Raw genomic sequence first — 26,785 nt, 5'->3', positions numbered from 1 at the left:
CGGATTGCAGGCGCCGACCCGATATTTTAAGTTTTACTACCTTTGCGAAAAAATTATTGAATGCCCGGAAAAAACAAAGCCGTTTTCTTAGACCGCGACGGCGTACTTAACCGCGAAATGGGTGACTACGTCTGCCGGATTGAAGATTTCTATATCCTTGACAATTTTGAAGCCTTAAAAACGCTGCAGGACAAAGGTTATTTGCTGCTGGTAGCCACCAACCAGGGCGGACTGGCCAAAGGTTGGTACACCGAAGACGAACTAGCTAAAATGCACATTAGTTTAAAAGAAACCTACAGACAGCACGGTGTAGAACTGACCGACTTTTTTTATTGCCCGCATCACCCTAACTTTACCGGCGACTGCGACTGCCGTAAGCCTAAACCTGGATTACTGTTACAAGGCATCGCAAAATATGATATTGACCCTGCAAAGTCCTATTTTATCGGCGACCGCGAACGCGATGTCGATGCAGGTACTGCTGCCGGCGTAAAAGGCATCCTGATCAACAGTGACCAGCCCATCAGCGAAATACTGGATTTGATTGATTGAGCGAGGCGGGAGCTCTAAAGTCCGGAAGAGAATAATGTTACAAATTTTAACTTTACAATTTTCCAGCATTTTAATATTCCAACAGACAACTCATGAAACGCTATTTAACCAATCTTGACTCTTTAATTGCTGCTATTATCGGTTTTGTGGTTATTTGTTTATTTACAAATTACAGCGGTGTGGGCATTTCGCCTGACTCCATCATGTATGCCAGCACGGCGACAAACATGCAGGCGCATGGCACAATCATTACGTTTAATAAGGGTCCGCTGGTTTTCTTCCCGGTATTTTACCCGTTCTTTCTGGCTATTGTCCAGTTCATCACCCGGATAGACCCTATTGAAGCCGGAGCTATGATAAACGCAACGCTGTTCGCTGCGGTAATATTTACAAGCGGCTGGATAATGGAGAAATTCCTCTCACACTCGCGCATTTACAAATGGCTGATATTAATTGCCATAATCTTAAGCCCGGGCTTACTGGAAATTTATACTTACCTGTGGTCTGAAACGCTGTTTATCTTCGAGATTTTACTGTTTATAATAGCTTACCGGAGATATCTGCGATCGCACACTGTCAAGGCGCTGGTTTGGGTAGCTGTGATAGCCGCTATCAGTTGCATAACGCGCTATGTAGGTGTTACCGTTGTGGGTGCGGGCGGATTGATGCTTTTGCTGGATAACCAGCTGCCCTTAAAAAAGAAGATTGGCCATATCCTTTTATTTGGCGCGATTTCGATATCACTGCTGGCAGGCAACCTGATCATGAATAGCATCAACTCCGGATTAAGCACGGGAACGCGCTATCCATCACAAACGCCATTCGTTGATAACCTGTATTACTTTGGTACCGTAATTTGCGATTGGGGCGCGATAAGTAAGGATGCCGACCCCTATGCGGCCGTTATAACGTCGGTAATTATGTTGGCACTGATAGCCCTGCTGCTTTGGAAAGCATTTAAAGGTAAGATTAACAGCTTTGAAAATATCGTAATAGCATTTGCCATTGTATACGGGCTGTTTCTTATCATATCCGCAAGTATATCACGATATGAAAGATTGAACAGCAGGCTGCTCTCCCCTATTTTTATTCCGCTGCTTATAGCCTGCACCAGTTGGGTGCCTGACGTGATCGGTTTAATCAAATCAAAGGCGAAATATGCGCTGGCCGCTGTTGCAGTGTTGCTGATGCTGGCCTTTGAATATCAAACTGCTTTAGTTGATTACCAGCGTTACGACGATGAATCCGATTATGGCGTACCAGGCTACAGCGACGATGACTGGAACAAATCGGAGTTTATCGTGTACCTGCGACAGCATAAAAATATGTTCAAGCCGGGCATCCCTATCTTTACTGATGCGGATGAGGCTGTTTACTTGTTTACCCGAATGTCGTCTACAATTATCCCTCACAAAGCCAACCCGGTTGAACTTCAGAAATTCTACGCGCAAAAACGTTTTTATCTCATTTGGTTTGATAACCTGTACAATAGCGAGCTGGTCAACCTGCCGGATATTATGAAGAACAAAAAACTGGTTAAAATAGGCGGCGCAAAGGAAGGGCAGATATTTTTGTGCGAGGAAAAATAACGAAGATTGCAGATTCGCATCATTTTGCGTCTTTGCATTGCTGCGGTGCAGAACTTATATTATGGAGAGAAGAAAATTCATACAAAATGCAGGCCTGCTAAGTGTCGCGCCATTGTTGTCATCTTCTCTTTCAGCCGGAACGTCATCGCCCGCAAGCACGCGTCATTACTGGATAAATTACCTGCAAAAATTAGCCGAGCCTATACTGGTGAATCTTTCCAACGATCAGCTTAAAGAAAAAATGCCCGTTGAGGCTAAGGATCAGTCCCTGGTTAACGACCGTGTAAAATATACTCACCTTGAGGCCTTTGGACGTTTGCTGGCGGGCATTGCCCCATGGCTGCAGTTGGAGCAAACCAGCGGGGCTGAAAAACAGTTACGGGATAAATACTTTCAATTGGAATTAAAAGGAATAGCAAACGCTACCAGCCCCAAAGCCAAAGATTATATGAACTGGGGCGATGAAGGCGGACAGCCATTGGTAGATGCTTCCTTTTTTGCGTACGGTTTAATACGTTGCCCTAAAATATGGGCTGCATTGGGCCCACCAGTGAAACAAAATGTAATTGCCTGCCTGCTTAAAACCCGCAAAATAAAGCCGCCCGAAAATAACTGGCTGCTCTTTGCCGCCATGATAGAGGCTTTTTTCATAACTATAAATGAGCCGTATGATAATGAGCGGATTGATTACGCCATACAAAAGCATACCGATTGGTACAAAGGCGATGGAGTATACGGCGACGGCAATGAATTTCATTGGGACTATTACAACAGCTTTGTAATTCACCCTTACTTGTACGATGTACTTAAAATTGCAGCAGCAAAAGACGCACAGTATGTACCTATCTATAAAAAAGTAATTGAGCACAATGCCCGTTATGCGGCTATACAGGAACGATTGATTGCGGCAGACGGCAGCTATCCGGTAATTGGACGATCGGTTACTTATCGCACAGGAGCATTTCATCATTTAGCAAATACAGTCCTGACCAAGCAAGTTCCGCAACAGCTGAAACCTTCACAGATGAGGTGCGCGCTGACAGCCGTAATGGAGAAATTCACCGACAATAAGGAAATGTTTGACGAGAATGGCTGGCTACGCATCGGCCTTTACGGCCACCAGCCTGCATTAGCAGAAAGTTATATTTCTACAGGCAGTCTGTATCTTAGTTCAGTGATATTGCTGCCGCTTGGCCTGCCTGAAACGGACCCATTCTGGAGTGATGCTGATGAAGAATGGACAGCGAAAAGGCTTATAAAAGGCGAAAATGTACAAGCTGACCACGCTTTGTAATCCCCCCCTGCAAAAGTAAGCACTTCTGTACCTTTGCGATAATTAATACGCTAAAGCGTTTTATCACCTAAATATCTTCCAAACTTTATTCGGCCCGAAATATTATTGTTTATACATCTATTCAAAATTTAATTTTGATTTAATAATCCATTCCCTATATTTGCACGCAAAATCTATCGTTTTACTATACAAAAATGAACGGTTATACATTATATCAACTGCACCTGCACCATCACCACTTTGTGGTGATAAGATAATGTATGTTTCTACGCGAAATAACAACCCTCCGTTTAATTTTTATTTATAGTCCCTTAAAAACAATCAGTGAAAACACTTAAAATAGCTATCCAGAAATCTGGCAGGCTCAACGAAAAATCCGTTGAATTATTAAAAAATTGCGGCTTAAGCTTCGAAAATTATAAAAGCTCGCTTATCTCTCCTGTATCCAATTTCCCGCTCGAAATTCTTTTTTTGCGCGATGACGACATCCCTGAATATGTACAGGACGGTATTGCCGACCTGGGCATTGTAGGCGAAAATGTAATACAGGAGACAGAAGTTGAGGTAAGCTACCTGCAGCGCCTGGGATTTGGCCGCTGCTCTTTGAAAATTGCGGTTCCGAATACCAATGATATCCAGCACATCAATGAGCTTAATGGTAAATCTATCGCAACCACCTATCCTGCCATACTGAGCAAATTTCTGAAGGAAAAAGGTATCAAGGCGGATATTCGCACCATATCCGGTTCGGTTGAGATCTCTCCGGGTCTCGGTTTGAGCGATGCTATCTGCGACCTGGTGTCAACCGGCGGAACATTGAAAAGCAACGGCTTAAAGCCTTTTGCGGACGTAATGTCCTCCGAAGCGGTATTAATTGGCCGTAAGGGCAGCGAGAACGAAGAACTGGTAAAGGAGTTGATACAGCGCATCCAGTCGGTATTGCGGGCTAAAGAAACAAAATACGTGGTATTAAACGTGGAGAGGGACAACCTGTCTGCCGTAATCAAATTACTCCCGGGTATAAAGAGCCCGACGGTAGTGCCCTTAGCCGAAGAAAACTGGGTGGCGGTACATACTGTTATACCTGAGCGCGACTTTTGGGACAGGATAAGCCAGCTGAAACAAGCAGGAGCACAAGGCATTGTGGTAATGCCAATTGAGAAGATAATTTTGTAGTTAAGCCCCAGCCCCCTAAAGGGGGGAGAAAAAGGGTTTGACAAAAATATTAATTAACAAAAACAGCTTCTAAGCCCCTTTATGGGGAGAGAGCTTGAGATATGAAGATTTTCAACTATTCAGAATTAAATAAGAGCGACATCAGCCAACTGGTTCAGCGCAATGTTGACCCTGCGAACGAGATAAGGGCAATTGTAGAGGATGTAATTTCACATGTTCAACAGCACGGCGACCGCGCTTTGATCGACTATGCTTTAAAATTTGACAAAGTTGAGTTAGACAAGTTATATCTTGACCAAAAGGAGCTTGAAGAAATCGCAGCTGCGGTCAGCGACGAGCAAAAGGCAGCGCTGCAAACTGCGTATAACAACATCAATACCTTCCATAAAAGCCAGCTAAAAACCGAAGACGAGGTTGAAACCATGCCGGGTGTAACCTGCTGGCGGGAGTTAAGACCGATTGAAAAGGTAGGTTTATACATACCGGGCGGATCTGCGGTGTTGCCGAGCACATTTTTGATGCTGGCAATTCCGGCAAAAATCGCAGGCTGCCACGAAGTAGTAGTTTGCTCGCCGCCGCAAAAAAATGGAAAGGTGAATGCGTTTATAGCTTATGTAGCCTTACTACTGGGAATCGATAAAATATATCTTGCCGGTGGTTCGCAGGCGGTTGCGGCTATGGCTTACGGAACGGAAACTGTACCTAAAGTTGATAAGATTTTCGGCCCGGGCAACCAATTTGTTACCAAAGCCAAGACAATAATTCAATCAACCACAACCACTGCCATCGATATGCCCGCCGGCCCGTCGGAAGTGTTGGTGATTGCCGATGAAACTGCCAATCCGGTTTTTATTGCCGCCGATTTACTGGCGCAGGCCGAGCATGGCATGGACAGCCAATCTATTTTGGCCTGCACTTCAAACGCCATTGCTGTAGAGGTATTAAGGGAAGTTGATGAGCAATTAACTGTTTTGCCGCGTGCCGAAATCGCGAAAGTGGCGATCGAAAATTCATACATCGTGGTAACCAACAGTTTGGATGAGGCTATGGATTTCAGCAACCTGTATGCACCGGAGCATTTGATATTGGCAACCGCAAACTGGCAACAGCTAACCGGGCGCATCATCAATGCCGGTTCTGTTTTCCTTGGTAATTTAACACCGGAAAGCGCAGGCGACTACGCATCAGGTACTAACCATACACTACCAACCAGTTCTTACGCGAGAGCGTATTCCGGAGTTTCGGTTGATTCGTTTGTGAAGAAGATCACCTTCCAGTATATAACGCCGGAAGGCATACAAAACATCGGACCGTCGGTTGAGATACTGGCGGAACTGGAAGGGTTGCATGCGCATAAAAATGCGGTAACCCTTCGGATGAAAGAATAAAAAATTATTTGCGGGCGAGGAATCAACGCTGCAACCTCATTGCCGAACTTAGGTTGGTTATTTCATAACGACGCGGTTTCTTCGTTCCTCGCAATGACAAAGTTTGTAAAGTTTAGTAAAAAAGAAATGTTTAGCATAAACAACATATTACGAGAAAACATTAAGAACCTCACACCCTACTCCTCTGCACGCGACGAGTACCAGGGCGAGGCCAGCGTGTTCCTGGATGCTAATGAAAATGCATTTGGTTCTCCGCTGGAGCAGCAATATAACCGCTATCCTGACCCTTTACAGGCTGATTTAAAAAGACGCATCACGGATATTAAGGGGGTGCCTCCCCGTAATATTTTCCTGGGCAATGGCAGCGATGAGGCTATCGATATCCTGTTTCGTGCATTCTGTAATCCGGGAGCCGACAATGTCATTCTGGTTCCCCCAACTTACGGTATGTATCAGGTATCGGCCAATATCAATGATGTAGCCGTAAAAAATGTACCACTTACCGAAGAGTTCCAGTTGAATTTGGAAGGCATCGCTGAAGCAATAGATAAAAACACCAAGCTCATTTTCATTTGTTCACCAAATAATCCAACTGGTAATTCTATCAACCGAACGGATATTGAGACTTTACTGGCCAACTTTAACGGTATTGTGGTGGTCGATGAGGCTTATATCAATTTCAGCCGCCAAAAGACTTTTATACAGGAGCTCACCGAATACGCCAACCTTGTGGTACTGCAAACGCTGTCAAAAGCATGGGGATTGGCCGGGCTCCGTGTGGGAATGGCATTTGCCAGCGAAGAAATCATCGAGGTAATGAATAAAGTAAAACCTCCCTATAATATTAATGAAGCCTCACAGCAATTGGCTTTACAAGCACTGGCCAATGTAGCCCAGGTAAACAACTGGATAAAGGAAACACTTGCGCAGCGTGACAGGCTGGTTTTAACATTGAAAAATTTTGATTTTGTTGTCGACATCTATCCGTCTGATGCAAATTTTATCCTGGTAAAAACCACCGATGCTAACGGTATCTACAATTATCTTGTTAAACAGGGCATTATCGTACGTAACCGTTCAAAAGTAGAACTATGCGAAGGTTGCCTCCGCATAACTGTTGGTACGCCTGAAGAAAATAACACATTACTGCAAACATTACAAGACTATAAATGAGCAACCTGCAAAAAGTACTTTTTATCGACCGCGACGGAACCATGATCCTGGAAACTCCGGATGAGCAGATAGATTCCTTTGCCAAGTTAACTTTTTATCCGGGCGCACTGCGTTATCTTCCGAAAATTGCTACCGAACTGGATTATGAACTAGTGATGGTGACCAACCAGGACGGCCTGGGAACAGCGTCGTACCCTGAAGACACTTTTTGGCCGGTGCAGAACCTGGTATTAAAAACGTTTGCCAACGAAGGGGTGAATTTTTCGAATATATGCGTCGACCGTACATTTCCATCAGAAAATTCACCCACACGCAAACCGGGAACCGGGATGCTCACCAGTTATTTCGACACGGAAAAGTACGACCTAAAAAACTCCTTTACCATAGGCGACCGTAAGAATGACGTGCTGCTTGCACATAATCTTGGCGCAAAAGCCATTTGGCTGAACGATGGCTCCAACCTGGGCGGCAACGAATTTAAAGAAGGCGAAGAGGAAATTGTAAATAAAACCGCGGTACTGCAAACTACCGACTGGAAAAAGGTTTATGAGTTTTTAAAACTTGGTAAGCGTGAGTTTGAGCACCGCCGTGTTACCAAAGAAACTGACATCTATATAAAAATAAACCTAGATGGTAAGGGTGACGCGAAGGTGTCGACCGGTTTGCATTTCTTCGACCACATGCTCGACCAGATTGCCCGTCATGGCAGTATGGATCTTGAGATTATTGCCAAAGGCGACCTGCATATTGACGAGCACCATACCATTGAGGATACCGGCATTGCACTTGGCGAGGTATTTGCCCTTGCATTAGGCGACAAAAAAGGCATAGAGCGCTATGGTTTTTGTTTGCCAATGGATGACTGCCTGGCACAGGCAGCTATTGATTTCGGCGGTAGAAACTGGATAGTTTGGGATGCCGACTTTAAACGCGAAAAAATAGGCGAAATGCCGACTGAAATGTTCTTCCACTTTTTTAAATCATTCAGCGATGCGGCAAAAGCCAACCTGAATGTTAAAGCGGAGGGCGTTAATGAACACCATAAAATAGAAGCCATATTTAAAGCGTTCGCAAAAGCCATCAAAATGGCTGTAAAAAGGGACGCAGAGAAAATGGTGTTACCGTCAACTAAAGGAGTTTTATAGTAGCAGTTTGTAGTAGCAGTCGGCTAACACCTAGACTTTACTGCTACTACCCACTGTTACTGCTACTAAATATATATGATTGGCATTATACAATACGGCGCAGGAAACATCTTCTCTCTTACAGCTGCCCTGGAGCGGCTGGGTGTTCTGTATGGGATGATAAACAAGGAGGCCGATTTCGAGCTTTACGACCGCTATATTATTCCGGGTGTGGGTCATGCAGGGGCAGCTATGCAAAAGCTGGAGCAAACGGGATTGGTGCCTGTAATAAAAGCATTAAAAAAACCGGTGCTGGGCATCTGTGTTGGCATGCAGTTATTAACCGCTTATTCTGAAGAGGGTGACTCGAACCTACTCGGTTTATTCCCGATAAAAACATTACGCTTCGCCGGAAGTCCGGATCACAAGGTGCCGCATACCGGCTGGAACCAGGTTTTTGCTGAGCAGGACAGTGCACTTTTTGCAAATATTCCTAACGGTTCCCACTTTTACTTTGTACATTCATACTATATTGAGTATGATAAGTTATATACTTTGTCGTCAACTACATATTGCAACAAGTTTTCGGCATCAATTATGCGGGACAATTTTTATGGAGTACAGTTCCATCCCGAAAAGTCTGGCGCTTATGGTGAAACCTTACTGAAAAACTTTTCAAAAATTTAAAAACATGTACATTATTCCGGCAATTGATATTCTGAATAAAAAGGTTGTGCGCCTGCGCGAAGGCGACTACCAACAGGTGACAGAATATGACGTTTCCCTCGAGGAAATGATAGAGCGCTACCAGTCGAACGGCACCAATTTCATCCACGTTATCGACCTAAACGGCGCCAAAAACGATTTCAGCAACCAGGAGTATCTGTTTAACGTTATCCGCAAAACAGATATGATGGTGCAATACGGTGGCGGGGTCCGCAGTATCGATAAGGTTAAGGAATTGATCGATGCCGGTGTTCACCGCGTAATAGTAGGTACACAGGCACTTACCAACCCGCAATTCCTTCCGGATCTAAGTAAAGAAATTTGCGGCAAGGAAAAGTGCTCAGACCAGGTTGTAGTGGCTATTGATGTGCTGGACGAGGTAATCAAATATTCAGGCTGGATGGAAAGCTCGCCAATAAAACTGATGGATTATGTTGATAAATGCCTGGGGCTTGGCTTTTTTCGCTTCCTGTGCACCGATATCAACAAAGACGGAAAGCTGGGCGGTGCAGGTATTGACCTTTACAGGAAACTGCTTGACCATTCTCCGTTCATCAAGCTTATTGCATCAGGCGGCGTAAGCTCTATGGATGATATTGAAAAGTTAAGCCGTTTAAAAGTTGAATCAGTTGTAGTTGGGAAAGCGATATATGAAGGACATATTACTATTGAGGATGTAAAAGCGTGGAACCTTGAGGCGCTCATCAGCATATAAAATTCTAAAAAATACTGTCATTGCGAGGAGGAACGACGAAGCAACCTCGTCGCCATGCATGTTGAACTATGGATGGTGGACAATTTTATCGACGAGGTTGCTTCGTTCCTCTCAATGACATACTGACTAATGCTTAGTAAGAGAATCATCCCCTGTTTAGATGTTAAAGATGGACGCACTGTTAAAGGTGTAAACTTCGTCGACCTTAGAGACGCCGGCGACCCCGTAGAACTTGCCTGGAACTACTCGCAGCAAGGCGCCGACGAATTGGTTTTTCTTGATATCACCGCCACTGTCGAACGTCGCAAAACTATGGTTGAGCTGGTGAAGGCAGTCGCGAGGCAGATAAATATTCCGTTTACTATTGGTGGCGGGATTAATGAGATTACCGATGCAGATGCATTATTGAATGCCGGGGCAGATAAAATCAGCATTAATTCTGCTGCCGTGCGTAATCCCGAATTGATTGACGAACTGGCAAAAGCTTTCGGCGTTCAGTTTGTTGTAGTAGCGGTTGACACACGGGCTATTGCCGGTAAAAACATTGTACACCTGAATGGTGGCCGCGTACCAACCGAGAAGGAATCATTAGATTGGATCCTTGAAGCCGAAAGCCGCGGCGCCGGTGAAATTTTACTAACCTCGATGGACCATGACGGCACTAAAGCAGGTTTTGATAACCATTTTTTAAAGGAAGTGAACAAGGCGGTTAACATCCCGGTTATCGCTTCCGGCGGAGCTGGTAACGTACAGCATTTTGTTGATGTGTTTGAACAAAGCAATGTAGATGCCGCATTGGCAGCATCAGTATTTCATTATGGCGAGATTTTGATACCGGATTTAAAAAGGGTTTTAAAAACCAATAATATTGAGGTAAGGGAAGTATAAATTAAAATTTGGTCACTAAATCGTGTCATTACGGGGAATAAACAACCTCGACGCTGTGCATAGCAAAACTACACATACCTGCGAGGTTGCCGCGCTTGTTCCTCGCAATGATAAAAAGATAAATAACGTAAATGAACATCGATTTTACAAAAACCGACGGCCTGGTGCCGGTAATTATACAGGACGAGCAAACGCTTGAAGTACTTATGCTGGGTTATATGAACCAGGAAGCCTACCATAAAACCACGCAGGAAAACATCGTCACCTTTTACTCCCGTGCTAAACAGCGGTTATGGACTAAAGGCGAAACCAGCAGCAACTTCCTGCATGTAAAGAGCATCGCTCTTGATTGCGATAACGATACGCTGTTGATAAAAGTTAAAGCCGACGGACCTACCTGTCACACAGGTTCACGTAGCTGCTTTAATACAGCGTTCAATCAAAACTTCATTATGGAGCTGGAGAACATCATTGCTGACCGGTATGACAACCCAAAGGAAGGCTCATATGTAAATAAGCTGCGTGCCAAGGGTTTGAATAAAATCGCGCAAAAAGTTGGTGAAGAAGGTGTTGAGACCGTGATTGCAGCTTTAGCCGAAACAGAAACTGACCTCATCAACGAATCGTCAGACCTCGTTTTTCACCTGCTGGTACTGCTTCGCGAAAAAGGGCTTACCTTGGAGCAGATAGCTAAAAATTTAGAGCAAAGACATAAATAAGTCCATAGTCTGTAGCCCATAGCCATTAGTAAAATACAACGGCTATGGTCCATGGTCTATGGTCCATCGACTAAATGGACGTACAAAAAACAGCAGAACTTACAGGGCACGGCAACCCTATTTTCACGCTGGAACTTTCTCAAAAGCCGGGGATATTGTTTACCGGCGGAAACGATAAGGGCGTTGTTGAATGGAGCCTGAAAGACAATGTTTTCATCAAGGTGATGTTCCCTGTAGCTGCATCAGTTTACGCTATCCACGCACCTGTGGGTTTGCCCCTGCTCCTTACGGGTTTACGGAATGGGGATGTACTGGTCTTCGACTTTTTGCAGCAAAAACTATTGCCGGCACTTAAACATCACCAAAAACCCATCTTCGATATTAAATCGATAAAAAACAAAAAGGAACTACTGGTTGCATCCGAAGACGGAACGGTTTCGGTATGGAGCACAGAAACCTTTGAATTATTGTATACCGTTAATGCGTCAACTGACACCATCAGATGCATCGCTATATCTCCTGATGAAAAGCAAGTAGCCTTTGGTTGCCGCAACAATCAAATCCACATATATGATTTGGAGGATTATACATTGCTGAAAACCCTTCATGGCCACACCATGGCAGTGTTTTCATTACAATACTCGCCCGATGGCAGTCAGCTCGTATCAGTAGGAAGGGACGCACAGGTAAAAATATGGGACACCACGTCTTACAACCTTATTCATAATATACCCGGGCATCTGTTCGCGGTGAACAGCATTGCTTTCCATCCTTCGCGGCCCTATTTTGCAACGGGGAGCATGGACAAAAGCATAAAGCTTTGGGGTTGCGACGACTTTAAGCTGTATAAAAATATCAGCCGCGAAAAGGGCTATGCAAGTCACCAGCTATCGGTGAACAAAGTTACCTGGAACGGCGATCAACTGCTATCCGTTAGCGATGATAAAAGGGTAATTGCCTGGCAGTTTGATTTTGACCGTTAAAATGTCTTTTAATGGTAGTCAGCTTATGGGTGTAGCGTTTCAGCTCTTCACTGTAAATGCCCTTTTCATCAATAGAATCGATTTTAACTTTGCCCGATGCGTGAATGATTTTCTCGTTATTCAGCATGATCCCAACGTGTACAATCTTTCCTTCCGGATTTTCAAAAAAGGCTAAATCGCCTAATTGCGTATCATGCAGCGAGTTAACTTTTTCACCCTGCTCCGCCTGCATGCTGGCATCTCGTAATAGTTTTATACCTTGTAGCCTGAGTACGGCCTGTGTAAAACCCGAACAGTCGATGCCGAAGTGGGTACGACCGCCCCAAAGATAAGGAGCGTTCAGGAAAGAGCTTGCTGTGACTGCGAGACTTTGGGCTTCGCCTACCTCTCCTATTATTTCAAATTTCTCATCGCCAATACGGCAGGTGGTCCCTTCTAAAAAAGAAAGCGAGCTGCCTACAGGCAAATACAAACTGCTGTTATTGGCTATTTTCCAGGCCTGTGTAACAGCCCTGTTAGTAATGCGCGGCGGCGTTTGGGTAATACGTTTATGGGCAAGGTGGCCAAGCATATTAAACTGCAGCCTGCCTATCCAGCCGGGATAATTATCCAGCGTAGTAATAATTTTCACCCAATTGTCCTGCCACTCCGTAATCTCAAAAGTCTCCCCAAACAAAACCTGCGACACCTGTTCGCTGCGCTCGCTGGGTTCTGCCCGCAGAGGTATAACTGAAAGATTACAAATACCGTATTCCATTAGGTTGTAAAAGACTTCAAACGAAACTTAATAATTAAAGTTTCATTGTACAAAAAAAGGGGAAAGTATTAGCATACCATCCCCTTTTGTATGTTGTAACAAACTTGTTACTCATCCATATGAAGCCAGTCTTTTTTTGCTAATAACTCTTCTTTGGTTTCGCGCACGTCTTCATCATCTACGCAACAATCTACAGGACAAACCGCAGCACATTGCGGCTCGTCATGAAATCCCACACATTCGGTACACTTATCGGGAACTATATAATAGATGTCATCTGATAATGCCGCCTGGGTCTCTTCAGCATTTAGTGTGTTTCCATCGCCAAAGTCGATAACTCCCCTTAAGCCGGTTCCGTCCGAAAAACGCCACGAGGCGCCGGCGTCGTAGATTGCGTTGTTAGGGCATTCCGGTTCGCAAGCTCCGCAGTTTATGCACTCGTCGGTGATTTTAATCGCCATATTTCTTTAATGTTATAATCTCAATTAACTTTGCCTGCTGTTAACAAACATGCAAATATAACAAAAAAAGATTTTAAGGGTTTCAACCCTTACCATATATATGTCAAAAATTGATAAATCACGATTAATCGAAATATTCTCTCAGCTGGGCACGAGTTTATCACAACCGGACGAAGCACTGAGTGAATTAATAAATACAGAACACATTTATAATCCCTGGTTCACACCTAAAAACGTATTACAGGCAGTTAAGGCTATCGGCGCTATGCTGAATGAGGCTGATTTAAGCAAATGGCTAAACCGCTATGATATTCATAATAACAGACCAGCCAAAATAGTCGGCCTGATACTGGCGGGGAATATTCCGCTGGTAGGTTTCCATGATGTTTTGTGTGTATTGGTTACCGGGAATTTTGCAATGATAAAGACCTCATCCCAGGACGCCCGGTTAATTAAACACATTCTGCATTTGATGACCAATATTGAGCCTGCCATGGCGGACCAGTACAGCTTTGTTGAACGCCTGGAAAATTTCGATGCGGTAATCGCGACCGGCAGCAATAATACCTCCAGATACTTCGATTACTACTTTGGAAAGGTGCCGAATATCATTCGTAAAAACCGCAATAGCATAGCAGTACTAACCGGCGAAGAAACGGCGGATCAATTATATAATCTTGGCCACGACATTTTTGATTATTTCGGATTGGGCTGCCGGAATGTATCTAAGCTATTGGTACCAAATGGCTACCAATTCGATTATTTTTTTAAATCGATCGAGCAGTTTGAGCCAACCATCAATCATAATAAATACAACAACAACTACGGTTATAACAAGTCGATTTATTTGGTGGGCGGCGAACAACATCTGGATAACGGTTTCTTGCTTTTAAAAGAAAACCCATCGTTGTCATCGCCTTTAGCTGTGATTTTTTATGAATATTATGATGACTTGCAATCAGCAGAAGAAGCTTTGAAAGAACAGACTGAAAGTATTCAATGTGTAGTGAGCGGCGCGCCCCTCCGTATTAATAACCAGGTGGTCTCTTTCGGAAATGCGCAGCGTCCCGCTCTGTGGGATTATGCCGATAATGTAGATACGATGGCCTTTCTAACGAAAATTAAAGAATAAAACAGATCCCCGTTAAAACTTGCCAACCCTTTGAAATTTGTAGTTATTCGTAAGTCGTCGCTACCACTAATCCTCCTTTCCGGACAATGTCAGCGGCGCACCGGTAGGATAGGCCTGGTAAAGTACGTAGGTTCCCTTAGCGTCTGTTTGGGCTTCTACTCTTTGCATACGCTTGCCCTGCCATACCCAGACGCGCTTCCATTCCGGTGAGACATAGGTCTTCAAGGTCAGTGGCAGATCGTACATAGTTTTATCAAGGCTATGGCTTAAGCTTACTGTTATCTTACCGCCTCTTTGGCTTTGCTCAACCCTGGCATGTTCCTTTTCGCGCATGTATTTAGCAACATCGCCGAAAGTAGCTATCCAAACCCTGTCCTGCCGGTTTTTGATGTATTGGAAATACTCGTCGAGCATGGTATGCGGAAGCGCTTCATAACCCAGATTATCCACGCCGTGAAATACGAGCACCAACCACGTATCTTTTCTTTCAGCTGCGGTATCCACCCAACTTTTCATCAACGGCAATGGTGTTTTAGTAGTCGCACCACGCTGCCATTGTATATAGTCCTTATCCGGTTTTCCAGGCGTTTGCCTGCTGGCGCGGTCTAATTCCTTCAGCCAGGGCTCGGGCATGCGGTTGCGTAATGCCGGGTAAATTTTATAGGCGATTTTCATCACGCGTTCGTTTTCGTATCCGTAAGGCACCTCGGACGAAAATGTGTATTTCCATCCCATCTTATCCCTAATCTCTTCCTTGCTTTTCTCAAGTTCATAAGCAATATTAACCGAATCCAACCCCGGCATACTGGCATGGGTGATAGAATGGCTGGCAATTTCGTACCCCCGGCCACCATAATTACGCAGGTCCTCCCAGGTAAGGCCGTCTTCCTGCAGAACTTCGTCGCAAGGCTGATAACCTGGCTTAAACTCGCCGGCACGAACCTTTTGATAAAGCGTATCCATTATCTTAAAAGCGCGATCCCTGTGTTTTGGGCTATCATACGCGCTGGCAGCCCTGGTAACGTAAGTGATGGTACCTTTATAACCAAGGTAACCACCTGCAGAGCAGCGCTCCAAAAAGTTCTGATCGTTTGTTGGAATGGTTGCAGATTCCTTTATAATGGCCTTTACGTTTCGACCAATAAATTTACCGTGGTATTTTGAACCGGGTATGCCGCCTGTAATTACAAAAAACGTGGCCGGGATTCTGAGCCGTTCCATTATCGGCAGGGCATATTTAAACTGATTTATCGAGCCGTCATCATACGTCAGTGAAACTGCGCCGTTTCTGCCGTATTGCCATTTAGTGATTTCAGTTGCGCCTGTGGTGGTTTGCTGTGCTTGCGAGACGATTGGCTGTAAAATTATAGCGGTTACGACCAGTCTTTTGATTACTGCGTTCATATATCAAATTTAACGCAATTAGGTTAATTTGAGAATAATAGCAGGAAAGTTACAATAAGACTTAATTGCTTAAACTGATACTCATCCCTATTTCCCTTCCGTTAAAACTTATCGGATTTTTCTCGAAAAACCGCCTTAATTTATTCCCATTACTCCGATGTGTTGCATACATAGTGCCATCAAACAGTAATAAGAATAGGCCTTGTGGTAACAGCGCGGTACCATATCCTTTTAGTTGTGCCGACCCGTGAGTTATGCCGCGATGATTGAGATAAATGCCTGCGCCGATATAGGCCAAATCCAGTCCGCCGTTGATCAGGAATATCTTTTGGATTTTTCGTTGAGCTTTTAGCGTTTCAGGTGCACTAAGCTGTTTGTTTTTATTCCCGGTATAACCTAATATAGCGGCGCCAAGATTGGCAGCACCCCAAAAGGTAGTCATCTGGTAAAAGTACTTATTCTGACCGCCCTTCGAACCGCCCCAGCCTGCAGCTCCAACTCCAATATTAGCTATAGCCCAGCTTCCCAGCACGGTCATGCCGGTTTTGGTTATTTGGTAACGCATGCTGTTAAAATATTTAAGCGAATCCTGCCCCCTGGCAATTAAACTTATAAACAGCAGGATAACAGTGAGGCGGTTTTTCATAACGGCAGACTTGTAACAGCAACTACGTACAAATCTATCCAATAGTTTCTATCGTTTCGTTATCTGTTCCCCAGGCTGTAACTATTAAATGGCGCGGCTCAGCATGGTTTCGGTGCTCACACAGGTAAATTCCCTGCCAGATTCCCAGCGCAAGCCGGCCATTACGGATCGGGATCGTTACCGAACTTCCCAATAAAGCTGCTTTCAGGTGCGCAGGCATATCATCGGGACCTTCATCGTCATGGCGGTAATCCGGGTCGTTCTCTTTAACGGCTTTGTTAAAATACATCTCAAAATCCTGCCTTACCGTGGGATCTGCATTTTCGTTAATGGTGAGCGAAGCCGATGTATGTTGTATGAATACCTGGCAAATGCCCGCCGTTAGTTCACTTATCTGCGGCAGGGCCAGTGTAATTTCTGAGGTGATAAGGTGGAAGCCTCTTTTTCTTTCTTTCAGCACTAATGCCTGCTGGTACATTTTTATCATGTCGGATAAGTATATCGTCACTTAAAGTTATGCAATATTTATACCAAGGAAGAAAATACCCGGCATTTGGAACAGGGCTACAGTGTGATCAACGCTAGTCGACTTTTTAATATGCGAACGGCAATATATCCCGAACCATAATTTAGATTTTAATTAATATAACTTCAATCTTTATCTTTACCCGTGCATTACAAATAAAACCGTATCACCTATGAAAAAGGCTCTGATATTTATACTTCTTTGTGGTTTTGGCACCACCGTATTTGCACAAAACGGGCAAGATATACCCATTTCCGCAGTCAACAGCGGGAAAATATGGGGGGCGGTTTACCAGCAGCGGGCCGCAGAATACAAGGCTTTATGCTTCCAGGCCTACAACATTGCCAAATTTCGGCTTGATATGGCTCTTAAAAAACATCACCGCAAACCATTGGCGGTAGTTACTGATATCGATGAAACATTATTAGACAATAGCCCCAACACTGCCGGCCGCGCCATTCAAAATAAAGATTTCGACCAGCAGGCCTGGCATGCATGGACAGCAAGGGCCATCTGTGATACCGTTCCGGGCGCGCCTGCATTTTTTAAATACGCGGCATCAAAAGGCGTTGCAGTTTATTACATCACCAACCGCCTGGAGGATGAACGGGAAGGAACCATTAAAAATCTGAAGCTTCACCATCTGCCTTTTGCTGATAACAAACATTTGATATTAAAGTCTACCTCGTCAAGCAAAGAAGCACGGCGCCGGGATGTCTTAAAAACGCATGAAGTAGTACTGTACTGCGGCGATAATTTACCCGATTTTAACGCGCTTTACGACTCGCCATATACCGAGCAAAGCCGGAATGCCGCAACAGAAAAACTCAAAAAAGAATTTGGCCATAAATATATAGTGATACCCAATATCGGTTACGGCGATTGGGAAAACGCCTTATTAAAAGGGGCTTTAACAAACGCACAAAAAGACTCCCTGATTAAGACTGTGGTTAAAACTGACCTCAAATAAAGTTGCAGTCGTCCCAATTGGCGACGCTGAATTGATAGTTTAATTCCTGCAAAAGGACAGTACTATCGACAATTTTCCATGCGTTAAGCTCATCCATAAACTGTGGAATTTCCAAGCCGGCCTGTGCTGCGGCCCTGCGGTAAAAATTCATCTTTTGAGGATGGTGCGGCGCAACGCCGTTAATGATTAGCCCGAATTTATTTTGGCGAATGACAACTTTACTAATGCCAATACAGTCGGTGAGGTGGACTAAATTAACCGGAGCCCGCCCGTTTGGTACATTTTTTTTTCCGGCAAAGAAACGCCCGGGATGCCTGCCGTGCCCTACCAGTCCGCCAAAGCGGATGATGGTTGTTTTTAGCGTTTGCTGTGCATTAAAAAGATTTTCCGCTTGCAGCAATATTTCGCCGGAAGCTGTGTCGGGCTTTGGTATATCGGCCTCCGTTACTTCGGTGCAGCTTTCGCCATAAACAGCGGTTGAGCTAATGTAGATTACATTTTTGCCGCCGTAGTGCGTAACCGCATCGATAATCCGCTGTATTTTGCGCAGATAATCGCTGCCCTCGCCATGCCGGGTTCGTGGGGGGATGCTGATAATTAACACATCACAGGCGAAAAATTCCGGCGTGTACGTTTCCTGGTCAGCCTTAAAGTCAACTACAAACGGTTCAATACCGGCGTCAGCCAACGCCGCGAGCTTTTCCGCCGAAGTAGCCGAACCTTTAACCCGGTGACCATCGGCGATTAATGCCGTCGCCAATGCCTTGCCATACCATCCGCAGCCTAAGATACTTATCGTCATTTGTGCGGTAAAGATATGTCAAATAATATCAAGCGGAAATGTTATACGCGGTAAACCGTCCCGGTATGGCGCTGGTACGGTAGAATGATTAACGAGGCGCAACATGTGCGCGGGTTACGCACCTACGGAGCGTATGCCCGGTTGACTACATTTTCTACCAATATTTGGCTCCTAACGGAGCCTATAAAACGGATTTAGCTTAGTCAATAAAAATAAGATGAGCTATGAACCCATAAATTAGCATAACAGGCGTTCCCAGCGGAAATAATATTGTAACCTATTCGCGGTTTAGGCACCGCCGGGCGCATGTCCGGTTGGTTATGTTTTCTACCAATAATTGGGCTCCTAACGGAGCCTATAAAAGAAATTTAGTTTTGTCCATAAAAATACGACAACCTATGAACCGATAAATTAGCATAGCAGGCGTTTCCAGCGGAAATAATATTGCAACCTATTCGCGGTTTTAGTCACCACCAAGCGTATGCCCGGTTGACTACATTTTCTACCAATATTGGCTCTTAACGGAGCCTATAAAAGGAATTTAGTTTAGTCAACAAAAATAAGACGAACTATGAACCCATAAGTTAGCATAACAGCGTCCCCAGCGGAAATAATATTGCAACCTTTCCGCGGGTTTTAGTCACCACCGAGCGTATGCCCGGTTGACTACATTTTCTACCAATATTGGCTCCTACGGAGCCTATAAAACGAATTTAGTTTAGTCCATAAAAATAAGCTGAACTATGAACCCATAAATTAGCATGACAGTCGTTCCCAGCGGAAATAATATTGTAACCTATTCGCGGTTTAGGCATCGCCGGGCGCATGTCCGGTTGGTTATGTTTTCTACCAATAATTGGCTCCTAACGGAGCCTATAAAAGGAATTTAGTTTTGTCCATAAAAATACGACAACCTATGAACCCATAAATTAGCATGACAGGCGTTCCCAGCGGAAATAATATTGCAACCGATTCGCGGTTTAGTCACCACCGATCGTATGCCCGGTTGACTACATTTTCTACCGATATTTGGCTCCTACGGAGCCGTTAGGGAATCATCGCCGGAAAAAACATGAGGCCATAAACCGAAAACTAACCTTACGGGCGCCCCCATTCGGGGGCTAATATTGGCAGAAAACGAGATAAGCAGTTTTCGCTCCGTAGGTGCGTAACCGAGCATGCTGAGTGGCGCAGCTAACGGCGTGTACGTGTTGCTTGTTATTTATTTACTATCGATATTGAGTTCCGGAGGGATTTGGTAAAGTAAGGCAGCTGTTAAGGTCAAGATGCATTATCAGAAAGAATTCATTTACCCCTGGTAAGCCATAGATTTGGAAAGCTCTTCGTTCAGCTTGAATTCATGCTCCAGTACTTCAAGTTTATTCATAGCGCGATTGTAAGCATCCTCGCCCAATAGTAAATGCACGGGCGGATTTTCTTCGCCTGCTATACGAATAATAGCTGCCGCAGCTTTTTCAGGGTCGCCGGCTTGCTTGCCATCCATTTGCAGGTATCGTGCGTGTGAACTCCTTACATCGGCGTAGGCATCAATTGGATTCCTGGCTATGACCAGTGAATCTCCGCTCAAAAAGTTGGTTCGGAATGCGCCAGGCGCAACCACAGTTACTTTTATACCCATTGACTTTACATCTTCGGCCAACACCTGCGAGAGACCGATCACCGCAAACTTGGTTGCCGCATATAATGCCCAACCCGTAGCAGGTGCGATTCCGGCGATGGAGGAAATATTGATGATATGCCCCGATTGCTGGTCCCTTAAATAAGGCATAGCAGCACGGATAACATTTAAAGTGCCAAATACATTAATATCGAAGCTTTCCCGGGCTTCTTCGTCAGTAAGCTCTTCGATGCTGCCGCCGATGCCATAACCGGCATTATTGATAACTACGTCCAGACCGTTAAATGTATTACGAGCCGTTTCGATTGCGTTTGCTACACTTTTATCGTCAGCCAGGTTTGCGTAAAGCGGCAGAAAATTTTCAGACACCTCACCCGCAGCGCGCAGCAAGCTATCTACATACCTGGAAGTTGCTGCTACTTTTTGTCCTCCGGCGAGTAGTTGCTTTACCAGGCTCAGTCCAAAACCTTTGGACGCTCCGGTGATAAACCATACCTTGCTTTTGTTTTCATTGTTGCTATTGTTTTTCATAACACAAAAATACCATCGCAAAAAAGGCGACCGCTTGCATCATTCAAACCAATACTTACAAAATTCAAACAATACGATAGGCAGAGGGTGCGTTAGCGGTTTGTTTCTTAAAGAAATTATTGAAATGGGAAGGCTCTTCGAATCCCAGGCAGTAGCTGATCTCCGAAACATTCCAGTCAGTATGTTTCAACAATGCTATAGCCTCATTGGTAAGCCGCTCCAATATATGATCAGTGGTGGTCTTGCCGGTTGTTTTCCGGATAGCACGATTAAGATGATTAACGTGCACTGCCAACCTTTCTGCAAAATCACTGGCCGAGCGAAGGGTAAAACGTTGTGAAGGCGATTCAATAGGAAACTGTCTTTCCAGCAGCTCGGTAAATACTGCAGTAATGCGCGAATTGGCGTCCGGGTGCTTGTATAGCGCCTGGGCAGGCTCAATCTTCATGGCATAGTGGAATAGTTCGGTAACGTAATTGCGCAGCAGGTCGTATTTGAATTTATAGTCCGATTTTATCTCGGCAAGCATTTTCTCAAATATTTGTCCTACATAATCATACTGTGCAGCATTCAGTATGTACGACGGATTACCGCCAGGTATCAGCATAGGCATTTCGCTCAGGTGACCGCGAACTATGTCAGTAAAAAACGACTCCCGGAAAATGCAAAAGTAACCTTGCCAATCAGGGCTTATATGCTCAATTGTATAGGGCACCTGCGGATTAAAAAATATCAGGGCCATACCATCAATCTCAATACTTTTTTCGCCGTAATGGTAAACATTGTGCCCCCTTACCAGGCTTATCTTATAAAAATCACGGCGGCTGTATTTCGGCGGAGTCTTTGCATTGGCGCCCATAAACTCTTCGGTTCGGAAAACATTGAAATGGCCAATGTCATTACTCAAATTCTCAGGCAGCCAGTTAAATTTATGCTGATAAAAATCATTCAGCGTTTCCACGGTAGTCATAAAGCAAAATTACAGAATTCAAATAATGGATTGTAACTGAAATGTAATAAAAGAGAGTCTTGATAAAATGAAAATATTCCCGTTTGAGAGCGAGAAACCGATAATAAAGTTTTTATGCAGCCAGCGGCTATTGACCATTTACTTGTTGACCCAAACCTCAATCTCAGAAGCCTTTTGTCCCGCTTCCGAAAACGGTACCAGGACGACCTTTTGCAGCCTATCGTTTACCTTCATTTCCACGTGGTAGGCTTGCTTCCAATCCCAGCCTTGCGGAAGGCTGGCTGTTGCATCAGTCAGTTTTCCGTTATTCAGGGCGTCCACATCTTTTAACGAGCCGATGGAGGGATTTAAAAGCTGGTCTACGGCCATAATTTGCGGACCGCGTTTAAATGCTATTGAGTTTGGATAGGACAATCCTCCGGGTAATACCTGTAAAGGCATATCGAAATTGACCGAAATATGGTCGCCAGTGTTCCATTTCCTGTTGATTGTCATCAATTTGCCTTTTTTGCCATGCCATTGCTTGCCGCCAACGGTCGCTGTAAAATTTTCAGACCATTCCGGTACACGGAAATTTATGGAAAATGCGGACGGTTTTGACGGATTAACGATGTAATCCAATTTGCCATCCAATGGAAATTTGGTGGTGGCTTGCAATTTTAGGTTAACTGAAGATTTGTCAGCTGCGTTTATAGTCACTGATGCTGCGCTGTTCTCATAAAATAAAACCGTGAAAGTATTATCAATCTTCCCTCCCATCATTTCGGGAATAAGCGATATACCACGCGGCACACTGGACAGACAGCAGGAAAATCCCTGGTCACAGCGGTAAGGCTTTGCACCTTGTAAAGCAGTATAGTAGCTTACACAACCGGTTTCTGGGTTTTCGGCAGCAAACAAGTGATTATAAACTGAACGCTCCAGTTCTTCCGCATATTTGGGCTCGCCGGTTATTTGCAGCAATTGCAGGTTAAACTGTATCCAGGTTACAGTGACGCAGCCCTCACCCATTTTGTCGCTGTTTTCGGCACGCAAAACATGCGGCTCGCGGAAAATTTCATTATCGCTGGCGGTACCGGTTATATACAGCCTGTTCTTAGTGATATCCGTCCAGGCGGTTTGTAACAAAGGCAGATATTTTCCGTCGCCGGTAAGCATGTAGTATTTCAGTATACCTAAAAAGCAGGACAGCATTTCATAAGCCTTGGCATCGCCCACTTTAGTTACATCCGCATATTTTTGCAGCTGACTAATAATTTTCGGTCCGGTTGGCTGTTCAAACGCACGTAAAATATATTTGCAGAATTCGAGGTAACGCTTGTTCCCTGTATAGCGATATAAATCAACCATCGGCTCCAAAATGCTGCCCGGCGCTAAACCGTTATGTTCGCCGGCAGTCATCAGGTCGCGCTTGCCTTTTTCATCGCCGAAGGTACGGCAAATCAAATCCGCTGCGCGCTCAGCGGCTAGTAAAGCGGGCTTATAACCGGTTACCGAATAATAGTTCAGCAAACCAATAATTGCGTATTTATGCGCCCAAACATCCCATTCCGTCCAGCGGTCTTTCAACAGGTAGGTCCCCAGGTAGCCATCGGGCATCTGGCAGGCAATGTACTTGCGCACCATATCATCCATCAAATGTTTGATGCGTGCATCCCGGGTGTAGGCATAAGTCTTTGATGCCGAAAACAGGAACTTGCCTACATGCTCTCCAATCCAGGTTTGTGAGCCTGGCCTATGCTTAAAGCCCGATAACAATATCCCCGAATCAATTTGGAGCAGCCTCTTTTCCAGGTTTACATTCATCCGGTAGCCCAGCAGTCCGCCGATTTGCTGGTAATAAGCAGGCGTATATTTATCCTTTATTTTATTAGCGACAACAGGCTCGTAGATTTTTATCGGGGTTGCAATGGCCTGGGAACAAAAAATCAAAGTAAAAAATAGTGCATATAAGTTTTTCATACCGGCGGATATTTATTACAAGATAGTACATTTTAAATAATAAACCATCCGGCCCCAATAGGGAAAACAAAGAAACCGGAAGTATAGTGCCCCGGCTTCTTTATTCATAAATTTATGGATTTGTCAAATTAAACATCTGCACATCCGCAAGTCGATTACAACATCATCCCGCCTGATACCTCAATGCGCTGACCATTAATCCACCTTGCATCTTCTGTACACAGGAATGAAACTACGCCGCCAATATCATCAGGTAAACCGGCACGGCCCAAGGCTGTAACACTTGAAATTTGTTTATTCAAGTCGGCGTTATCCCTTACCCGGCCGCCCCCAAAATCAGTTTCGATAGCACCCGGAGCGACAATATTTGCAGCTATGCCGCGCGGGCCGAGCTCCTTAGCCAGGTAGCGTGTAAACACCTCGACGGCGCCTTTCATAGATGCATAAGCCGACGAACCAGGAAAGCTAAACCTGGCCAACCCACTCGAAATATTGATGATGCGGCCACCGTCATTCATTATTGGCAGGGATTTTTGCGTAAGGAAGTAAACGCCTTTCAGATGAATATTTACCAGGTTATCGAAGTCCTCTTCGGTAGTAGCGGTAACCGGGTTATAGTAGCCTGTGCCAGCATTATTGATAAGAAAATCGAAACGAGATGAATTAAACTTATCTTTAAGCACCTGTTCAACCTGTTTGATAAAGCCATCGAAGCTTTTTATATCGCCTACGTTTAATTGCAGGGCGGCTGCCTTTTGGCCGGCCTTTTCAATTTCAGCAACTACTGCTGCGGCTTCAGCTTTTTTACTGTTATAGGTAAGCAATACATTGATGCCTTTTTTTGCCAGGCTCAGGGCCGTGTTTTTGCCAAGTCCGCGGCTGCCGCCGGTTACTAAAGCTATTTTACCGTTCTCCATTGCTATTTGTTTTATAATTCAAAGGTAACGCGGAAAACGCGCTTGGGTTTGCAAACTTCAATCCATTATTTGCAAAAATCAAATCGGTTGCATACGCACGAGCTGGGGTTTGTGCTGAGTTTTTCCGCCCCGCCGCGACTTTTTAACGATTCCCGCCCTATTCACAATCAGCTTTCTTATGCCCTAAACGCCAGCGGTGCCATTTGCGTTTGTTTTCTGAAAAAGTTCGAAAAGTGCGCTACTTCCTCAAAACCGAGGCTGAAAGCAATTTCCGACACATTCCAGTCCGTTTGTTTCAAAAGGATTTTCGCCTCCTGAACTATACGGCTGCTAATGAGATCGGTGGTTGTTTTACCTATATTTTCCTTCAGCACCTTATTTAAATGATTTACATGCACTGACAGCCGGTCGGCATAATCTTTGGCGGTACGCAATTGCAGTTTTTGATGAGGAGATTCGATAGGAAACTGGCGTTCTAATAATTCAATAAATAACGACGATACGCGTGCCGATGCGGTGTGCGCAGGATAGAGCAAGGTTGCCGGTTGTAATTTTTGCCCGTAATGGATCAGTTCGAGCACATAATTGCGCAGCAGATCATATTTATAAGCATAGTCTGATGATATCTCTTTATACATCTTTTTGAAGATGTGGGTAATATCTTCCGCCGCCTCATCCGTTAACTGAAACACGGGGTAGCCGCCGGGCTGAAATATGGGCAGTTCATCGAGCACTACCCCACCTTTGTTTTGGGTTAAAAAATCGTGGGTAAAAATGCAGAAATAGCCAAACTGATTATCATCCTGCGGCAACCAATGATAGGGTATCTTCGGCGTAGCAAATAGCAACGCATTCTTTTCTATATCTATAACCTTATCAGCATATTCGGCTTTATTGCGCCCGCTGATACAGCTTATTTTATAATAGGCACGCCTGTTGTAGGGCATTACATTGCGTTTCTTAAGGTTGGCGTGCACTTCATCAATCTTAAACACATTAAAATGACCTATTTCTTTATTGATATCGGGCGGGATAAGCGTCGACGTTTCTTTATAAAAATCTTCCAGCGTGGTGACATCCATAGCAGCTTCTATTTGCAAAATTCAAATACCCGCCAAATATACCACTAAAGTTTATAATCCTTCATGCGCAGGCCGAGGAGCACATTTAAGATACCGGTTATTATAAAAGCAGAAGCAGTCCAGATGATCACCGTTGCCGCGCCGAAAACTGGGTTGGCTATTACTAATATTCCGAAAAGCACCACGATTACCGCCCCGACAAGTACCCATACCGGCCTGCGCGCAAACCTGCGAAAATTAATAATCGAAAGGCCGCGAAACAGGAAGTATATTCCCATAATAACTCTTAATACTGTAGCACTTGCGGCAAGATGACTCAACAGGACTATACCGATCATTAAATCTACCAAACCGACAAACAGGTGCCATCCACGGGCTGCTGATCCGCGGTCTTCATAAGCATGTATAAGCTCAGCAATACCTGCCAGCAATATTACCAGGCCCAACATAAAACCAAGCGCCAGGTAAGCGCTAACCGGAGACGCAAACATGTATGCGCCCAGCGCTATAAACATCACACCCCTTATAACAAATACCCACCAATGGCGCAGGCGGCGATCTACAGTAATTTCCATAATTAAACTTTCTTTAAGTTGAACTATCAAGTAAGCGGATTGATTTTAAAGCAATATCTTTTATCTTTAACCCTCAACCAATAG

Annotated in this window: 26 protein-coding genes; 14 read left to right on the top strand and 12 right to left on the bottom strand. The window is 44.6% G+C overall.

Features of this window, described 5'->3' with window-relative positions; genetic code table 11:
• Positions 1-60: 60 nt before the first annotated feature.
• The 12 genes from Q3W13_RS15055 (at position 61) to Q3W13_RS15000 (ending at position 12,327) form a co-directional block, all read left to right on the top strand.
• Positions 61-552 carry an HAD family hydrolase gene (locus tag Q3W13_RS15055; protein ID WP_302865102.1) on the top strand — a complete coding sequence of 164 codons (492 nt, stop codon included), beginning with the start codon at positions 61-63 and terminating at the stop codon, positions 550-552.
• Between the two features lie 92 nt (positions 553-644).
• The gene (locus Q3W13_RS15050; protein ID WP_302865101.1) at positions 645-2,141 is read left to right on the top strand and encodes a hypothetical protein; all 1,497 of its coding nucleotides are present in this window, start codon (positions 645-647) and stop codon (positions 2,139-2,141) included.
• A gap of 61 nt (positions 2,142-2,202) precedes the next feature.
• Positions 2,203-3,435 carry a DUF2264 domain-containing protein gene (locus Q3W13_RS15045; protein WP_302865100.1) on the top strand — a complete coding sequence of 411 codons (1,233 nt, stop codon included), beginning with the start codon at positions 2,203-2,205 and terminating at the stop codon, positions 3,433-3,435.
• Positions 3,436-3,759: 324 nt separating this feature from the next.
• The gene (gene hisG, locus Q3W13_RS15040) at positions 3,760-4,611 is read left to right on the top strand and encodes an ATP phosphoribosyltransferase (RefSeq protein WP_302865099.1); all 852 of its coding nucleotides are present in this window, start codon (positions 3,760-3,762) and stop codon (positions 4,609-4,611) included.
• Positions 4,612-4,712: 101 nt separating this feature from the next.
• Positions 4,713-5,999, top strand: a complete 1,287-nt coding sequence (gene hisD / locus Q3W13_RS15035; RefSeq protein WP_302865098.1) for a histidinol dehydrogenase — start codon at positions 4,713-4,715, stop codon at positions 5,997-5,999.
• Positions 6,000-6,092: 93 nt separating this feature from the next.
• Complete coding sequence (hisC, locus tag Q3W13_RS15030) at positions 6,093-7,172, top strand: histidinol-phosphate transaminase (RefSeq protein ID WP_302865097.1); 1,080 nt, start codon at positions 6,093-6,095, stop codon at positions 7,170-7,172.
• Entirely contained in the window at positions 7,169-8,317 is a 1,149-nt protein-coding gene (gene hisB, locus Q3W13_RS15025; RefSeq protein ID WP_302865096.1) for a bifunctional histidinol-phosphatase/imidazoleglycerol-phosphate dehydratase HisB, read from the top strand. Before hisC ends, hisB begins: the two co-directional genes overlap by 4 nt.
• A gap of 75 nt (positions 8,318-8,392) precedes the next feature.
• Positions 8,393-8,983 carry an imidazole glycerol phosphate synthase subunit HisH gene (gene hisH / locus Q3W13_RS15020; RefSeq protein WP_302865095.1) on the top strand — a complete coding sequence of 197 codons (591 nt, stop codon included), beginning with the start codon at positions 8,393-8,395 and terminating at the stop codon, positions 8,981-8,983.
• A gap of 4 nt (positions 8,984-8,987) precedes the next feature.
• Positions 8,988-9,737, top strand: a complete 750-nt coding sequence (locus Q3W13_RS15015; RefSeq protein ID WP_302865094.1) for a 1-(5-phosphoribosyl)-5-[(5-phosphoribosylamino)methylideneamino] imidazole-4-carboxamide isomerase — start codon at positions 8,988-8,990, stop codon at positions 9,735-9,737.
• Between the two features lie 129 nt (positions 9,738-9,866).
• Positions 9,867-10,625 carry an imidazole glycerol phosphate synthase subunit HisF gene (hisF, locus tag Q3W13_RS15010; protein ID WP_302865092.1) on the top strand — a complete coding sequence of 253 codons (759 nt, stop codon included), beginning with the start codon at positions 9,867-9,869 and terminating at the stop codon, positions 10,623-10,625.
• Between the two features lie 131 nt (positions 10,626-10,756).
• Entirely contained in the window at positions 10,757-11,344 is a 588-nt protein-coding gene (gene hisIE / locus Q3W13_RS15005; RefSeq protein ID WP_302865090.1) for a bifunctional phosphoribosyl-AMP cyclohydrolase/phosphoribosyl-ATP diphosphatase HisIE, read from the top strand.
• A 74-nt stretch (positions 11,345-11,418) separates the two neighbouring features.
• Positions 11,419-12,327 carry a WD40 repeat domain-containing protein gene (locus tag Q3W13_RS15000; RefSeq protein ID WP_302865089.1) on the top strand — a complete coding sequence of 303 codons (909 nt, stop codon included), beginning with the start codon at positions 11,419-11,421 and terminating at the stop codon, positions 12,325-12,327.
• Here the strand turns inward: Q3W13_RS15000 and Q3W13_RS14995 are convergent.
• Positions 12,278-13,084, bottom strand: coding sequence for a C40 family peptidase (locus Q3W13_RS14995; RefSeq protein WP_302865087.1), 807 nt, complete (start codon positions 13,082-13,084; stop codon positions 12,278-12,280). The two genes, Q3W13_RS15000 and Q3W13_RS14995, sit on opposite strands and share 50 nt — an antisense overlap.
• Positions 13,085-13,191: 107 nt before the next feature.
• Positions 13,192-13,545: a 4Fe-4S dicluster domain-containing protein gene (locus Q3W13_RS14990; RefSeq protein ID WP_302865085.1), complete on the bottom strand. Its 354-nt coding sequence runs from the start codon at positions 13,543-13,545 to the stop codon at positions 13,192-13,194.
• Between the two features lie 100 nt (positions 13,546-13,645).
• Between Q3W13_RS14990 and Q3W13_RS14985 the strand changes: the two genes are divergently transcribed.
• The gene (locus tag Q3W13_RS14985; protein WP_302865084.1) at positions 13,646-14,677 is read left to right on the top strand and encodes an acyl-CoA reductase; all 1,032 of its coding nucleotides are present in this window, start codon (positions 13,646-13,648) and stop codon (positions 14,675-14,677) included.
• A gap of 66 nt (positions 14,678-14,743) precedes the next feature.
• On the opposite strand, the gene Q3W13_RS14980 is transcribed toward Q3W13_RS14985, so the two are convergent.
• The 3 genes from Q3W13_RS14980 to Q3W13_RS14970 form a co-directional block, all read right to left on the bottom strand.
• Positions 14,744-16,081 carry a polysaccharide deacetylase family protein gene (locus tag Q3W13_RS14980; protein WP_302865083.1) on the bottom strand — a complete coding sequence of 446 codons (1,338 nt, stop codon included), beginning with the start codon at positions 16,079-16,081 and terminating at the stop codon, positions 14,744-14,746.
• 61 nt (positions 16,082-16,142) lie between these two features.
• Positions 16,143-16,727 carry a hypothetical protein gene (locus Q3W13_RS14975; protein ID WP_302865082.1) on the bottom strand — a complete coding sequence of 195 codons (585 nt, stop codon included), beginning with the start codon at positions 16,725-16,727 and terminating at the stop codon, positions 16,143-16,145.
• Positions 16,728-16,761: 34 nt separating this feature from the next.
• Positions 16,762-17,205 carry a secondary thiamine-phosphate synthase enzyme YjbQ gene (locus tag Q3W13_RS14970; RefSeq protein ID WP_368077632.1) on the bottom strand — a complete coding sequence of 148 codons (444 nt, stop codon included), beginning with the start codon at positions 17,203-17,205 and terminating at the stop codon, positions 16,762-16,764.
• A 220-nt stretch (positions 17,206-17,425) separates the two neighbouring features.
• Here Q3W13_RS14970 and Q3W13_RS14965 point away from each other — a divergent pair, with 220 nt between their 5' ends.
• Positions 17,426-18,223 carry a 5'-nucleotidase, lipoprotein e(P4) family gene (locus Q3W13_RS14965; RefSeq protein WP_302865081.1) on the top strand — a complete coding sequence of 266 codons (798 nt, stop codon included), beginning with the start codon at positions 17,426-17,428 and terminating at the stop codon, positions 18,221-18,223.
• Here Q3W13_RS14965 and Q3W13_RS14960 read toward each other — a convergent pair.
• From Q3W13_RS14960 to Q3W13_RS14930, 7 genes are all read right to left on the bottom strand, one after another.
• On the bottom strand, positions 18,216-19,025 hold the full coding sequence (locus Q3W13_RS14960) for an SDR family oxidoreductase (RefSeq protein ID WP_302865080.1): 810 nt from the start codon (positions 19,023-19,025) through the stop codon (positions 18,216-18,218). The two genes, Q3W13_RS14965 and Q3W13_RS14960, sit on opposite strands and share 8 nt — an antisense overlap.
• Positions 19,026-20,334: 1,309 nt before the next feature.
• Positions 20,335-21,195, bottom strand: a complete 861-nt coding sequence (locus Q3W13_RS14955; protein ID WP_302865079.1) for an SDR family NAD(P)-dependent oxidoreductase — start codon at positions 21,193-21,195, stop codon at positions 20,335-20,337.
• Positions 21,196-21,259: 64 nt separating this feature from the next.
• Positions 21,260-22,165 carry an AraC family transcriptional regulator gene (locus Q3W13_RS14950; protein ID WP_302865078.1) on the bottom strand — a complete coding sequence of 302 codons (906 nt, stop codon included), beginning with the start codon at positions 22,163-22,165 and terminating at the stop codon, positions 21,260-21,262.
• A 138-nt stretch (positions 22,166-22,303) separates the two neighbouring features.
• A complete protein-coding gene (locus Q3W13_RS14945; RefSeq protein WP_302865077.1) occupies positions 22,304-24,127 on the bottom strand; it encodes a beta-L-arabinofuranosidase domain-containing protein in 1,824 nt (607 codons plus the stop codon).
• 155 nt (positions 24,128-24,282) lie between these two features.
• Entirely contained in the window at positions 24,283-25,044 is a 762-nt protein-coding gene (locus tag Q3W13_RS14940) for an SDR family NAD(P)-dependent oxidoreductase (protein WP_302865076.1), read from the bottom strand.
• Positions 25,045-25,220: 176 nt separating this feature from the next.
• Positions 25,221-26,144, bottom strand: coding sequence for an AraC family transcriptional regulator (locus tag Q3W13_RS14935; RefSeq protein ID WP_302865075.1), 924 nt, complete (start codon positions 26,142-26,144; stop codon positions 25,221-25,223).
• A 26-nt stretch (positions 26,145-26,170) separates the two neighbouring features.
• Entirely contained in the window at positions 26,171-26,701 is a 531-nt protein-coding gene (locus Q3W13_RS14930) for an HdeD family acid-resistance protein (RefSeq protein WP_302865074.1), read from the bottom strand.
• Between the last annotated feature and the right edge of the window lie 84 nt (positions 26,702-26,785).

The sequence above is a fragment of the Mucilaginibacter sp. L3T2-6 genome (genome assembly GCF_030519355.1).
Lineage (GTDB): Bacteria > Bacteroidota > Bacteroidia > Sphingobacteriales > Sphingobacteriaceae > Mucilaginibacter.
Note: the sequence above shows the minus strand (reverse complement) of the source record. Positions and strands in the feature narration are given on the sequence as shown.

Coding starts and splice junctions, on each gene's coding strand:
- hisC (WP_302865097.1), top strand. CDS start 6,093: ATGACAAAGTTTGTAAAGTTTAGTAAAAAAGAAATGTTTAGCATAAAC.
- Q3W13_RS14940 (WP_302865076.1), bottom strand. CDS start 25,044: ATGGAGAACGGTAAAATAGCTTTAGTAACCGGCGGCAGCCGCGGACTT.
- hisF (WP_302865092.1), top strand. CDS start 9,867: ATGCTTAGTAAGAGAATCATCCCCTGTTTAGATGTTAAAGATGGACGC.
- Q3W13_RS14995 (WP_302865087.1), bottom strand. CDS start 13,084: ATGGAATACGGTATTTGTAATCTTTCAGTTATACCTCTGCGGGCAGAA.
- Q3W13_RS14930 (WP_302865074.1), bottom strand. CDS start 26,701: ATGGAAATTACTGTAGATCGCCGCCTGCGCCATTGGTGGGTATTTGTT.
- Q3W13_RS15050 (WP_302865101.1), top strand. CDS start 645: ATGAAACGCTATTTAACCAATCTTGACTCTTTAATTGCTGCTATTATC.
- Q3W13_RS15045 (WP_302865100.1), top strand. CDS start 2,203: ATGGAGAGAAGAAAATTCATACAAAATGCAGGCCTGCTAAGTGTCGCG.
- Q3W13_RS14965 (WP_302865081.1), top strand. CDS start 17,426: ATGAAAAAGGCTCTGATATTTATACTTCTTTGTGGTTTTGGCACCACC.
- Q3W13_RS14955 (WP_302865079.1), bottom strand. CDS start 21,195: ATGAAAAACAATAGCAACAATGAAAACAAAAGCAAGGTATGGTTTATC.
- Q3W13_RS14980 (WP_302865083.1), bottom strand. CDS start 16,081: ATGAACGCAGTAATCAAAAGACTGGTCGTAACCGCTATAATTTTACAG.
- hisB (WP_302865096.1), top strand. CDS start 7,169: ATGAGCAACCTGCAAAAAGTACTTTTTATCGACCGCGACGGAACCATG.
- Q3W13_RS14950 (WP_302865078.1), bottom strand. CDS start 22,165: ATGACTACCGTGGAAACGCTGAATGATTTTTATCAGCATAAATTTAAC.
- Q3W13_RS14975 (WP_302865082.1), bottom strand. CDS start 16,727: ATGAAAAACCGCCTCACTGTTATCCTGCTGTTTATAAGTTTAATTGCC.
- hisH (WP_302865095.1), top strand. CDS start 8,393: ATGATTGGCATTATACAATACGGCGCAGGAAACATCTTCTCTCTTACA.
- Q3W13_RS14945 (WP_302865077.1), bottom strand. CDS start 24,127: ATGAAAAACTTATATGCACTATTTTTTACTTTGATTTTTTGTTCCCAG.
- hisD (WP_302865098.1), top strand. CDS start 4,713: ATGAAGATTTTCAACTATTCAGAATTAAATAAGAGCGACATCAGCCAA.
- Q3W13_RS15000 (WP_302865089.1), top strand. CDS start 11,419: ATGGACGTACAAAAAACAGCAGAACTTACAGGGCACGGCAACCCTATT.
- Q3W13_RS14970 (WP_368077632.1), bottom strand. CDS start 17,205: ATGTACCAGCAGGCATTAGTGCTGAAAGAAAGAAAAAGAGGCTTCCAC.
- Q3W13_RS14990 (WP_302865085.1), bottom strand. CDS start 13,545: ATGGCGATTAAAATCACCGACGAGTGCATAAACTGCGGAGCTTGCGAA.
- Q3W13_RS15055 (WP_302865102.1), top strand. CDS start 61: ATGCCCGGAAAAAACAAAGCCGTTTTCTTAGACCGCGACGGCGTACTT.
- Q3W13_RS14960 (WP_302865080.1), bottom strand. CDS start 19,025: ATGACGATAAGTATCTTAGGCTGCGGATGGTATGGCAAGGCATTGGCG.
- hisIE (WP_302865090.1), top strand. CDS start 10,757: ATGAACATCGATTTTACAAAAACCGACGGCCTGGTGCCGGTAATTATA.
- Q3W13_RS15015 (WP_302865094.1), top strand. CDS start 8,988: ATGTACATTATTCCGGCAATTGATATTCTGAATAAAAAGGTTGTGCGC.
- Q3W13_RS14985 (WP_302865084.1), top strand. CDS start 13,646: ATGTCAAAAATTGATAAATCACGATTAATCGAAATATTCTCTCAGCTG.